This window comes from Virgibacillus necropolis (genome assembly GCF_044793635.1).
In the GTDB taxonomy this organism is placed as follows: Bacteria; Bacillota; Bacilli; order Bacillales; family Amphibacillaceae; genus Virgibacillus_F; species Virgibacillus_F necropolis_A.
Window position 1 is genome coordinate 1,420,911 of the sequence record NZ_CP084992.1, and the last position, 12,761, is coordinate 1,433,671.

Consider the following 12,761-nt stretch of genomic DNA (forward strand, 5'->3'; position numbering starts at 1 on the left):
CAATCGCACAAAACCGAGAAGTTTAATCAAAACTCGTCAAAAACCAAAAACATAAGTAGCACCCAGTAAACTACTCACTTAAAGAAATGTTGATAAAACCAATATATGGATCGGTAAAAATAACCAAAACCATACAGAACCCGACAAAATATTCCGTGAGTTACCCCCGCTTTTGCGCTATTGTATGCACCCCTATTCATGTAAAAACAAAGATTAGTAGAATAGTAGGATGCGTCACTGAATAGACACAACATTTATCACTATAACATAAGTGGAATTTTTAAACAATTCTACCTATTTTCTTGACATCATTCTTTGTAAAAAAGTCAACACAATTTTGCTTTAAAAGACACTATTATTCCTTGTATTAGACGAAGCATTTACGCTAGCACTTTGCCGAACTTTCAGTGCTGTTATTCAGAAAGTGAATAGCACCTAAAAACCATTGCACAATCATCCTTTCTTCAAATAACTTTTCTGGAAATGAGTTATGATGCACCACATTTGGTAAACTTCCAGTACTACCCTTTATGTGCATGGATCCACCTGCAGGAACTTCGACAACTATTTTTTGTCTTTCGATTGCATTGACATCAATTAGACCTGAAAAGTCTTCGTAGTCAAGTTCGCAAATAGTTTCTTCCCCGCATACCAGACAAAGGTACACATTTTCAGCTTTATTTAAATCAGTTCCTATTGCTTGAAGCTCATTTACATTAAATTGAAATGACCAGGAAAATGTTGGTTTCATTAAGTATTTCACAAAAATCCGCGTATCATGACTTACCTGATAATGACCATATAGCGAATCGGGTTTATTAAGTGCCTTAAATGCTTTGTGCTCAGTAATTTTTGTCAATACTACACCATGATATAAGTCTTGAGTTTATATTTTCATTGATTTTAGCCCCTTTTATAGAATTTTGATGGGTATTTTTACCTAATTATATTTATTCAACATTATAACTGAAAATTCCTGCTTACCGGACAATCTTTTACATTTAATCACCATGTAACACCCCAACTAAACCTCCTCGCACCTAGGCATAAACCAGACAACACCCTAACCCAGGAATTTCCCAATCTCACATGCTAAACTATAGAAAGTACGTTAGAAAAGCGCAAGCGCCTTGGTCAGCCCCGACAAGTTTAAGGCGAATCTCTTAGTGATGATTTTTATCACAAGGAGATTTGACTTAAAACCTCGAGAGGCTAGGCGCTGGAGCTAGACAGATAAACGCCAAAGTTTTATACTTTCTTTCCGTATTAAGAAAACTTGGCATTCGCCAAGATTTTGTGGCGAATGTTATAGTTGCGCTTATGCAGTTAGGAAAGTTTATACTCCTTCTTATCTGCCTAGAAAGGTTGGCGAAAAATGAAGACGCAACATAATTTTACGCAGGGGAATATCCTTAAAAAATTAATCATCTTTTCTGGACCTATTATGCTTACCAATCTATTACAGACATCCTATCAATTTGCTGATAGTTTATGGGTTGGAAATCTACTTGGGGGAAATGCCTTAGGTGCTGTTGCTGTTTCGAGTACGATTATTTTCACCGTACTTTCGTTTGTTATTGGCTTAAATAATGCGGCACTTACCATTCTGTCACAGCAAAAGGGTCGCGATAATGAAGTAGGATTAAAGCATTACTTGAATGCATTTGTTGTAATTCTAACCATTCTCTCTGTAGGGTTAGGTGTAACAGGCTTCATTTTCGCGGAACAATTTTTACAACTGCTTGGTACCCCAGAAAGTATGATGGAAGCAGCAAAATCCTATTTACAAATTAATTTCCTTGGAATGCTGTTTTTATTCGGATATAACTTCATTAGTACCGTGCTCAGATCCCTTGGTGATAGTAAAACACCACTGCGTTTTGTAATGATTGCAGTGGTATTAAATATTGTGCTTGACCCTCTCTTTATCGCTGGTTTCAACCTGGGAGTGGAGGGAGCTGCATATGCTACTGTTATCTCACAGGGAATAGCTTTCCTATATGGAATCATTTTTGTTCTCTATAAAAAACTGGCACCGTTCAGCCTGCCAACTTTACCGACAAGACAAGAAGTCGGATTAATTCTGAATCTCGGTATTCCCTCTGGATTACAAATGGCCGTTATATCAGCTGGTGTGGCAGCTATCATGAGTGTTGTAACAGGTTTTGGCGACGATGTTGTCGCTGGATTTAGTGCTGCTCAACGCCTGGACAGTCTTTTAATGCTGCCAGCACATGCATTGGGGACCGCAGTTAGCAGTATGGCTGGGCAAAATATCGGTGTCCGTGATTGGCAAAGGGTGAAAAGAATTGCAAAGTATGGTGTTTTATATAACTTTTCTGTCATGCTAGCCATCGGAATTGTTGTGGTGTTTTTTGCGGAATACGGGGTTAGGCTATTTATCCAAGAAGAAGAGGCTGTCCAATTCGGTACAAAATATCTACAAATCATTGCTTTATGTTATCCGTTTTTAGGAATAAACTTTATCTTAAACGGCATTGTTCGTGCCTCAGGAGCTATGTACCAGGTTCTCGCACTGAACGTCATTTCCTTCTGGGTGCTGCGCTATCCCCTGACAGCACTATTTTCCAATCTTTTTGGGGATATAGGAATAGCCATTGGTATGGGAGGAAGTTTTATTACAAGCAGTCTAATAGCTTCCCTTTATTACCGCTTCGGAAAATGGCGAAAAAAAGAGTTATTTTCAGAAAGTACATAGTCTAAGGGGGAAAGAGGAGGGTTTCTTGTCCCCCTCGACTCCTCTTTAGTACCAATTAAAAATTGCAATTACGACAGCGTCTACTCAATCAAATCGAAGAACACTTCCTTTCTTATTATCAAAAATTCGCTTCAATTTATTATACGGTATATGAGAATCAATACATTATCCTGCCCAAGAAAAATCTTTCAGTTGATAAAAAGGGATGAAACCGAATTAAGACGACATTGAATAAACATTCTTAACAAACAAAATAGCCGTCCTTCTAATGGCATGTAACTTGCACATCAGAAAGAACAGCTATAAATAATTTAGTATATTTCGAGTAGCAAGCCGCTACAACTAAAACTTACTCAAACTTCACCGCTACATTTTTTACTTGCGTATAATTCTTCAGCGCCTCAAGCCCTTTTTCACGGCCGAATCCACTTTTCTTATACCCTCCAAATGGCATCTGAATTCCGCCACCTGCACCATAATTATTAATGAAAACCTGTCCAGAATCTACTTTGTTCCAGACACGATTTGCCTTACCAATATTACTGGTCCATATTCCAGTTACTAAACCGTATTCTGTGCCGTTTGCGAGTTCAACCGCTTCCGCTTCAGTCTTAAAGGAAAAAACGGTTAGCACTGGCCCAAATATCTCTTCCTGAGCAATTTTACTTTTTGGATCACAATTTGTTATTAATGTTGGTTGCATATAATAACCATTTTCGTGGCCATTAATTTGAACCTGTTTGCCACCCCAAATTAAACATCCGTCTTCTTCAGCTTGCCTTATGGACGATTGTATTCCGGAAAACTGTTTTTCAGAAAGGATAGGTCCTAAATCAAAATCTTTTAATCCTGGACCTATCGATATGTTTTCAAACTTTGTTTTAAGTTTTTCGATGAAGGTGTCTTTTATTGATTCTTCCACAATAAGTCTTGATCCAGCAGAACAAGTTTGACCTGCATTTTGGATATTGGATTTCACAACACCTTGAAGCGCTTCGTCCATATTACAATCACTAAAGACTATATTTGGCGACTTTCCACCGAGTTCTAATGTTACTGGTACGACATTTTCAGCTGCTGCTTTCATAACCGCTTTCCCAGTTTGAACAGACCCCGTAAACGTTACATGATTAATATCTGGATGACTAGCTAAAGCAGCACCAGCTTCATAACCGTAACCTGTCACCACATTAAATACTCCCGATGGTAAACTGGATTCATCAAAGCATTCTGCTAGTTTCAGAGCAGTCAAAGGTGTGTCCTCAGCGCATTTAATAACAACTGTATTCCCTGTTGCAATTGCGGCCGCTGCACTTCTAGCACTGATTTGAAGTGGATAATTCCAAGGGATGATGTGCGCTGTTACTCCAATGGGTTCACGTACTGTAAAATCTAACACACCATGATCAACTGGAATTGTTTCTCCCATTATTTTATCTGCAACTCCCGCATAAAATTCAAAATATCTTGCTGCAGCTTCAACGTCAGCATACCCTTGAGATAACGGCTTACCAACATCTGTTGTTTCAAGCTCCGCAAATTCATCCTTATTTTCCCGTATTTTTTGTGCCATACTATGCAGAATATACCCACGCTCATGTGGATTAGTTTCCTGCCATTCTTGACTTTTAAAAGCTCTTTTTGCTGCTTTCACTGCCACATCTATATCTTCATAATCACCACGAGGAATGGTTGCAATTTGTTCTTTATCAGCTGGATTATATACAGAAATTACATCCTTGTTATGACTTAAAACCCATTCCCCATTTATATACATTCTCAAGTTGTTATTAACCATGTTAAGCACCCCTCTTTATATTCCTCTTCCTCCATCTACGTTAAGTGCAGTACCTGTAATCATATTGGCTTCGTCCGTTAATAGAAATAAGATAGATTGTGCAATGTCCCTTGGTGTAAGTAGCTTTCCGAGAGGTACACTTTTACGAAAAGTTTCTTCTTTAGCAACTTCAATATCCGCATCTTTTGCTGTAAACTGCTGAAGCATATTTGTATCGCATGGACCTGGGTGTACTGTATTAACACGGACATTATATTCTGCAAGTTCTATCGCTAATGCCCTTGTAAAACTTTCCGCCCCTCCCTTAGATGCAACATATGCCTGCAATCCTGGACGAGGCCTTACAGCAGATATTGAGGCAACGTTAACAATAGATCCGCTTTGTTGTTTTTTCATATGCTTTGCTGCTTCCCTGCACGTCAAAAATAGCATAGTCATATTTATATCCATCGTTTTATTCCATTCATCCAGACTAACATCGTCAATGGGAGTAGCTCGCTGCGCAATTCCTGCTGAGTTAACCAGCCCATCAATTTTCGAGTGTTGTTCTGTAGTATCGGTAAATATGTTTTGGACATGGACTTCATCAAGTAAGTTACCATTATAGATAGTTAGCTTACTATTTTCTAACTTTACTAACTGATTTGTATGGATATCACATGCAATAACATTAGCTCCTTCCTGAAGAAGGATCTTAACTGTTTCTAACCCCATACCACCATTAGCACCGGTTACAATAATCGTTTTATTTTGTAAGCGCAATTCAAATCCTCCTCATCTAAAACATTCTTGCAAAAATTTCATTACTCACTTCTGTGGTTGTTAAAGTTCCACCTAAATCAGGCGTTGTTTTTCCTGACAATATAGTGCTTTCAATTGCTTGCAAAATTTGTTTACTTATATCTCCACGCCCTAAATGTTCAAGCATTAACGCTGTTGACCAAAACTGGGCAATCGGATTGGCAAGACCTTCTCCAGCGATATCAGGTGCAGAGCCATGTACTGGTTCAAACATTGATGGATATTCCCCAGTTGGATTAATGTTGGCTGATGGCGAAATTCCCAATCCTCCAACAAGTGCGGAACCTAAATCCGATAGAATGTCTCCAAATAAATTAGAAGCGACAATAACCTCAAAAGTCTCTGGCTTTTGAACAAACAATGCAGCCAGGGCATCTATATAAAAAGAATTTAATTTAATATCCTTGTACTCTTCTGCAACTTCTTGGACAACTTTATCCCATAACCGCATGGAATGAATAATTGCATTGGACTTTGTTGCACTTGTTACTTTAGATAAACCTTTATCAGTTGCATATTCAAAGGCAAAAGACGTAACATCCTTAATTCCTTTACGTGTCATAACGCTATTTTGAACAGCTAGTTCATCATCTGTTTTATCGAACAACGAACCACCAATATTTGAATACTCGCCCTCCGCATTTTCACGAATAATAGTAAAGTCAATATCACGCGAATTACTTAATGGGCTATTAATTCCTTTCAACTGTTTAATTGGTCGGAAATTAATGTATTGCTTAAACTGCTTACGAATTGGCATGATTAATTCCCATATCGAGATGTAGTCTGGAACACGCTTGTCCCCAATTGCTCCGAACAGGATAGCATCATACGCCGATAATGTTTCTAATCCATTATCCGGCATCATTTTGTGATGTTTTAAATAGAATTCTGAGTTCCAGTTATATTCGTCAATCTCAAAGTCTATCGTATGGTCATATTTTTCAATCATCCTTAATAATTTCAATGCTTCGACCATTACTTCTTTGCCAATGCCGTCACCTGGTAAGGCTGCAAGGTGAAATGTGCTCATTAAGATACACCGTCATTCAAGAAAGTTAATGCAGCTTCCCTGTAAATTTCAGTAGTTTCAGCTAATTCATCCACATCTACGTATTCGTTAATCTGATGCGGAATATCTCTGTCACCTGCTCCAATTGTGACAATTGGAATACCAGCAACATGCAAAAACGTACCATCAGTTGCTCCAGGAACACCGTTATAAACAGCTTCTTTCGTTGTTACTTTTTTAACGGCAGCTGCTACCGCTTGAACAACTTGGTCTTCTTTATCCGTATTTGTTGCAGGACGGTCTTCGATAACTTCATAATCTGCTTTAAAGTCTGGATCGTCTTCGGCAAGTTTTTCAAAAATGCCTTCTATACTTTTAACTAGTTCTTTATGATCAAGCCCTGGAATGGTTCGTATATCTAATGTTGTCATGCAATGATCCGGAATAACGTTAATTTGTGCATCTCCCTTATAAGGTGCTTGTAATATGGTTGGGGTTATACTTGGCCACCCTAACAGCGGATGTTTCCCCAACCGCGCCTGTTCACTCTTTTCCAGTTCTTCTAAAGCAACAATAATCTTTGCCATACGCCAGTTAGGATTAATTCCACTCCACGAAATAGCGCCGTGAGCCATTTTCCCATATACATTTATAACGATTCTCATTGCGCCTCTTTGAGCAATACAAACTTGGTTTTCCTCTGGCTCGCAAATAATGGCACCATCTACATCATCTGCCCAACCTTGTTTTATAAAGTGCTTAATTCCAGTCATAAATCCTTCTTCATCACACGGAATACAAAGAATGATTTTACCAGACCACTTTTCCTTGTTTCGTAAAAGTGAATGCACAGCTGTGATCATACATGCCAAATTACCTTTTGTATCGTTCGTTCCTCTACCATACATTCTTCCATCTACTATCTCAGCACCGAAAGGATCAAGCTCCCATGCATCGTGATTTCCCTCTGTAACCACATCGGTATGCCCTTCAAAAAGTAACGTTTTACCTGGTTTGCCAGAGTCAACAATACCAATTACGTTTGGTCTGCCAGGATTAACCATCTCCATATGCACTTCAATACCTAGATTTTTTAAATAGTTTGCGACAAAATTGGCTGCTTTCTCCTCATTACCATTTGGATCACCAGGTCTATAAACACTCGGAATACGGACTAATTCTTGTGTTAAAGAGATTACATCTTCCCTATCTTGTTTTTGTCTAGTAGTATTTATTTCTGTTTTATTCATGCATTTGCACTCCTTTTAATTTGATCAACACTATTATTCATCAATCTTTTATGTGTCAGTAAACTTACTATTATAAAGGCAAAAAATGATAGGACAATCGGTAGTACTACAGAATGCATTCCTAAGGGCTGCGGATAAAACGTATCAAATAAAATGTATGTACTTATACCGAGAACCATTGAAGTAAGTGCACCGTATTTATTAGCTTTACTCCAATAAAGTCCCATTACAATAGGCCAAATAAACGCAGCCTCTAATCCGCCAAAGGCAAATAAGTTCAACCATATCAATAAATTAGGTGGATTTAATGCCATTAAGAATACAATAGTACCTAGGATTGCTGTTATGGATACACTTAATTTTTTAACCTTATCGGACGATGCTTTTGGTTCAATATAATTTAAATAAACATCTTTTATAATTGTTGAACTGACGAGTATTAATAACGAATCTACTGTTGACATAATTGCTGCAAGTGGTGCAGATAATACAATTCCTGCTAACCATGAAGGCAAAACCTCTAATGCTATTAACGGCATTACTTTATCGCCTACTTCAATTCCAGGCAAAGTTGGTCTGGCAAATACGCCAATTAAATGCATACCTAGCATGATAAATCCAACTACAAGAGTTCCGATAATAATTGCACGATGCAACGATTTAGAGTTTTTGTATGCCATTGCTCTGACTGCTATTTGCGGAAGGGCAACGACTCCGACCCCTACCAATATCCAAAATGATGATACATAGGCAGGCGTAAGAGAAGCATCCGAACCAAACGGTGTTACAAAGTTCGGGTTCTCAGCTGTTAAATCTGCCATAATATTGGATATTCCTCCACCAGCAATAACGGTAGCAATTAACAACACTAGTGTTCCGATTACCATTACAACTCCCTGCACGGCATCAGTTACAGCAACTGCACGGAAACCTCCAATTACTACATAGACTAATACCGATACAGCAAATATGAATAATGCTGTAGTGTAGTTTAAGCCGGTTAATGATTCTAATAACCTTGCTCCTCCAACCCATTGTGCGGCCATTGCTGAAAACAAAAAGATAATAATACTTAATGCCGAAAGGATTACGACCCATTTGCTCTTATATCGTTCTTTTAAGAAATCTACCATTGTTATTGAATTGTATTTTCGAGACATGATCGCAAATTTCTTTCCTAAAATCATTAATACAAAATATCCTGTAGCTACCTGTGACATAGCAAGTAGTACCCAGCCAAGTCCTTCTGTATATGCGATACCCGGACCACCAATAAAACTACCAGCACTACCATAGGTTGCAGTCATCGTCATCGCTAAAACAAATCCGCCTAACTCCCTGCTCCCAAGAAAATATTCCTGTAAAAAGTTACTCGATGTATTAACATATTTACTGGCCCAAAATCCGATAAGAAAAATAACAACTAAAAATATAAGTAAAGGTGTAATTACAGCCCAATTCATTATTTAATTCCCTCCTCATCCTCAAGGTCAACCTCAACAAACCAGAATTTAACGACAATAATAACCAGAATTGCCATGATAATTGTTCCTACAATACAACTATAGAAAAACCAGGCAGGGAATCCAAATACATAACTGTACTCCTCAACAGGTTTGCTACCCATCCCATAAGCAAAGCTAAACCACCAAATAAAGTTGAATATTACCAAACCTAATCCAATCAGCGCTTCACGATTAGCAATTTTATACCTTGGGTCTACTTCTTTGGCACTATTTTGTTTCATCTTCTCATCCTCCCTAATCATCTTGTTTCTAGTAATCTAGCATTTTCCTCTAATCTCACTCCACTTTTTAAGAGTATTCTAAGTATTTTATATTGAATACGGTTACATTTCATTAGACATTTATATAAACTCAATCCGTGTAAATGTTACACAATGTAAAATGACAGGAAGAATATAAGCTCTTGTATAGTGTTAAAAAACTTATCTATCGTTACTATAGTAGATAAGGTTAGAATTTATTTGATAGAGGGGATTGATACTTTCCTTTAACAGCTATTTCTTGCTCCAATTCTTCTTTAGCCAATTCCAATAAACCCTGTTTTTCCAATAGATCAATAACACTTAAACCAAGTACTTTAGAAGCCATTAACATTCCTTTATGTCCAATCCCTGAGCCTACTGAGGCTGTAAATTGCCAGGAATGTACAGGGGTTCCAATCGGTACACATGCTGTATTAAACTGAGCAGTAGGAATATTCCAGGAAACATCTGCTACATCAGTTGACCCAGCTAAAATTCTACCTTCATCATACGGCTTGACTATAGTTTCATTTAAATTGTAATTCACAAGGTCTAAAGGTGCACCGGAAGCCCTTACAACCGTCTCTTTTGTCCCTACATCAAATGAATTCACAAGGTCCTTAGCTAAGTTTTTATCTTGGTCATCGAATAGTGGTGGTCCAACTTTCTTCATATTATTGAATAAAACTTGACCAAGTACATTATTTGGCAACATGTTATAGCAACCAGTTAGAAAGTCGACTTCATAATCAGTATCTGTCATCAATGCGGCACCCTGCGCAATATTCAAAACACGTTTATAGATTGAATCCACATCATGCCGGAATGGAGCACGTACATAATACCAAATCTGCGCCCTATCCGGAGTAACATTAGGTTCGTGCCCTCCATGCGTTATTACAGAATGAATTCTTGCTCCATCAATCATATGTTCCCTTAGAAAATGAACACCAGTATCCATGAGTTGAACAGCTTTTAGTGCACTTCTTCCAGATTCAGGATTAGTAGCTGCATGGGATGCTTTACCTTTAAATGTGAACTTCACCGAATTCATAGCTAATGTACTGCTACTCCAAAGCGAATTTAATGCACCTGGATGCCAAGTTAAGCACACATCCGTATCCTTGAATATACCATCACGTATCATATGAATTTTTCCTATCATCGTTTCTTCTGCTGGACATCCGAAGAATTTAATCGTTCCCTTTTTGTTTTCTTCCTCCATCACCTTTTTTGTAGCAATAGCTGCACCAACACCAGCAACCCCAAAAATATTATGACCACATCCATGCCCGTTTCCGTCTTCTTCCACTGCCTCTCTTTTACTTGATACTTTTTGAGATAAACCTGGAAGAGCATCATATTCTCCTAAGATTCCGATCACAGGTTTATCACTTCCCCATGTAGCAACAAAAGCAGTCGGCATTCCTGCTACTCCCATTTCTATGGAAAACCCTTCTTTTTGTAACATATCTGCTAACAGTTTAGAAGACTTATATTCTTGTAGCCCCAGCTCAGCGTATTCCCAAATTTGTTCAGAAGCTTCGATTAGAGTTGATTCATTTTGATCTATCCATTTCATAAATATACTATTTTCCTGCTCGATATCCTGATCCATAAATATCCTCCTTATACAATAGACGAAGTATAGATAACTTCAATAATTAAATAGAACTATTACATTATGAGAGAATAAATGATGACCATTTTCAAAGTGTATACACAACTCTCTCTTTTATTTAAAAAATGGTATCACAAGTAGTGGGAAATATCTATATATTATGAAATTTTATCAGTAATGATATATTGTTCGGTTAAAAGAAAATGCCCATAAATAGTTAATATGCTTGAAGTGACAGGAGAAATATGAATAATACATCAAAGTCTATTCAGGTTTATCGGGAGATTATATAGAAAGCACGCATGATGTGCACAATGCAGTAGTTACAGCTAAGGAAGAGCTTGGAGCTATTGTCTAAAAACCATTAAAAAAGCCTTAAATGAACATGTGCATTCATTTAAGACTTTTAATTTTTATTTCACCATTCTATCAAACCAAAATAACCCACAAAATAAACGTCACTACTATCGATACAATGCCTTGTATTAAGGTCCCCGCGGTCTGAGCTTTATACGCTTGCGTCACCGACATGCCACTGAATTCCTTTACAACCCAGAAGTAACTATCATTTACATGTGATACAACCATTGCCCCTGACCCAACAGCCATTACTACTAAAGCAAGCGGTACTGCACCCTCTATACCTAATTGCGGTAAAAGTGGTGCTATTAATGAAGATGTAATAACTAAAGCTGCTGTTGAAGATCCTTGTGCTGATTTCAATGCCGCAGCAATTATGAACGGAATGAAAACAAACATTGCACCCGTAAAAAATGCACTATCCCCAAATTGTTGAATAAAATCGGCAACTGGAGTAGCTTTTATAACGGAACCGAAAGCCCCACCTGCACCGGTAATCAACAAAATTGGTGCTGATTCTTTTATTGCAACTCCAATCCATTCTGTTAGTGTTTCTTCGTTATACTTTGGCAGTAGCAAAAATGCAAACAGAACACCAATTAATAACGCAACTACTGGTGATCCTAAGAACAGTAGAATATCAAATAACGTGCCAGTCCATCCTGCAAATGTGATGACTGAACTAAACCCAATTAATAGAATCGGAATAACAATTGGTGCAAATGATTTAATAGTGGATGGCATTTCACCAAACTCTTTTAAAATGGTTTCATAATCATATGTCAGTTCCGCATCTTCACCTTCGACCTTAATTTTTGTTCCTACTCTCATTGCCCATAGGTAACCCGCAATAATTGCTGGAATGGATACGATAATACCCATTAAAATAATTGTTCCAAGAAAGTCTTCTGCACCAATATTACCTGCTGCAGCTATTGGTCCTGGTGTTGGCGGAACTAATGTGTGTGTCGCAAATAAACCCGTTGATAGCGCAATTGCCATGGAAGCTATTGTCACTTTTGCCCGTTTTGCAAGTGCTTTTTGTAAGGAAGATAATATAATATAACCTGAGTCACAAAATACTGGAATACTTACAATTGCACCAATGAGACTCATTGCCATCTGTGGTCGTTTTTCGCCAACAATTCGTAAGACAACTTCTGCCATACGCAATGCTGCACCTGACTTTTCCAATATTACCCCGATAATTGTACCAAAAACAATTACTAGACCAATACCCCCCATTAATCCACCGAATCCATTGTTTACAGATTCAATAACGGTTGACAGTGGAAGTCCTGCTAAAATCCCAATGGCAAATGCGGCAAATAATAATGACAGAAACGGATGTAACTTTAACTTAGCAGTAGCAAAAATAATAAACAAAACACCGGCAACAATTAATAATATAAGACCAAATCCATCCATACTT

10 protein-coding genes are annotated in these 12,761 nt (G+C 37.8%); 1 reads left to right on the plus strand and 9 read right to left on the minus strand.

The genetic code is table 11. From position 1 onward, the window contains the following. Positions 1 to 385: 385 nt before the first annotated feature. Complete coding sequence (locus tag LG329_RS06955; RefSeq protein WP_404455131.1) at positions 386 to 859, minus strand: hypothetical protein; 474 nt, start codon at positions 857 to 859, stop codon at positions 386 to 388. A 516-nt stretch (positions 860 to 1,375) separates the two neighbouring features. On the opposite strand from LG329_RS06955, the gene LG329_RS06960 reads away from it, so the two are divergent. Next, entirely contained in the window at positions 1,376 to 2,719 is a 1,344-nt protein-coding gene (locus LG329_RS06960) for an MATE family efflux transporter (protein WP_404455134.1), read from the plus strand. A 349-nt stretch (positions 2,720 to 3,068) separates the two neighbouring features. Here the strand turns inward: LG329_RS06960 and LG329_RS06965 are convergent, their stop codons facing one another. The 8 genes from LG329_RS06965 to LG329_RS07000 all read right to left on the minus strand — a co-directional run bounded on the left by LG329_RS06965 (position 3,069) and on the right by LG329_RS07000 (position 12,757). Beyond that, the gene (locus tag LG329_RS06965; protein ID WP_404455137.1) at positions 3,069 to 4,517 is read right to left on the minus strand and encodes an aldehyde dehydrogenase family protein; all 1,449 of its coding nucleotides are present in this window, start codon (positions 4,515 to 4,517) and stop codon (positions 3,069 to 3,071) included. A 15-nt stretch (positions 4,518 to 4,532) separates the two neighbouring features. Beyond that, on the minus strand, positions 4,533 to 5,279 hold the full coding sequence (locus LG329_RS06970) for an SDR family NAD(P)-dependent oxidoreductase (RefSeq protein WP_404455140.1): 747 nt from the start codon (positions 5,277 to 5,279) through the stop codon (positions 4,533 to 4,535). 16 nt (positions 5,280 to 5,295) lie between these two features. After that, positions 5,296 to 6,351, minus strand: a complete 1,056-nt coding sequence (locus tag LG329_RS06975; RefSeq protein WP_404455143.1) for a tartrate dehydrogenase — start codon at positions 6,349 to 6,351, stop codon at positions 5,296 to 5,298. Next, the gene (locus LG329_RS06980; protein WP_404455146.1) at positions 6,351 to 7,580 is read right to left on the minus strand and encodes a M20 family metallopeptidase; all 1,230 of its coding nucleotides are present in this window, start codon (positions 7,578 to 7,580) and stop codon (positions 6,351 to 6,353) included. The genes LG329_RS06975 and LG329_RS06980 overlap by 1 nt, the downstream gene beginning before the upstream one ends. After that, positions 7,577 to 9,043 (minus strand): sodium/pantothenate symporter, encoded by a 1,467-nt coding sequence (gene panF, locus LG329_RS06985; protein WP_404455149.1) that lies wholly within the window; start codon positions 9,041 to 9,043, stop codon positions 7,577 to 7,579. The genes LG329_RS06980 and panF overlap by 4 nt, the downstream gene beginning before the upstream one ends. Next, entirely contained in the window at positions 9,043 to 9,327 is a 285-nt protein-coding gene (locus LG329_RS06990; RefSeq protein WP_404455151.1) for a YhdT family protein, read from the minus strand. Before LG329_RS06990 ends, panF begins: the two co-directional genes overlap by 1 nt. Positions 9,328 to 9,556: 229 nt before the next feature. Beyond that, the gene (locus LG329_RS06995; protein ID WP_404455154.1) at positions 9,557 to 10,966 is read right to left on the minus strand and encodes an amidohydrolase; all 1,410 of its coding nucleotides are present in this window, start codon (positions 10,964 to 10,966) and stop codon (positions 9,557 to 9,559) included. 432 nt (positions 10,967 to 11,398) lie between these two features. After that, positions 11,399 to 12,757 (minus strand): GntP family permease, encoded by a 1,359-nt coding sequence (locus LG329_RS07000; protein WP_404455156.1) that lies wholly within the window; start codon positions 12,755 to 12,757, stop codon positions 11,399 to 11,401. Positions 12,758 to 12,761 lie beyond the last annotated feature (4 nt).

Bases quoted from the DNA above. Each gene is read 5' to 3' on its own strand.
- LG329_RS06965 (WP_404455137.1), bottom strand. From the start codon at position 4,517: ATGGTTAATAACAACTTGAGAATGTATATAAATGGGGAATGGGTTTTA.
- LG329_RS06960 (WP_404455134.1), top strand. From the start codon at position 1,376: ATGAAGACGCAACATAATTTTACGCAGGGGAATATCCTTAAAAAATTA.
- LG329_RS07000 (WP_404455156.1), bottom strand. From the start codon at position 12,757: ATGGATGGATTTGGTCTTATATTATTAATTGTTGCCGGTGTTTTGTTT.
- LG329_RS06980 (WP_404455146.1), bottom strand. From the start codon at position 7,580: ATGAATAAAACAGAAATAAATACTACTAGACAAAAACAAGATAGGGAA.
- LG329_RS06995 (WP_404455154.1), bottom strand. From the start codon at position 10,966: ATGGATCAGGATATCGAGCAGGAAAATAGTATATTTATGAAATGGATA.
- LG329_RS06975 (WP_404455143.1), bottom strand. From the start codon at position 6,351: ATGAGCACATTTCACCTTGCAGCCTTACCAGGTGACGGCATTGGCAAA.
- panF (WP_404455149.1), bottom strand. From the start codon at position 9,043: ATGAATTGGGCTGTAATTACACCTTTACTTATATTTTTAGTTGTTATT.
- LG329_RS06990 (WP_404455151.1), bottom strand. From the start codon at position 9,327: ATGAAACAAAATAGTGCCAAAGAAGTAGACCCAAGGTATAAAATTGCT.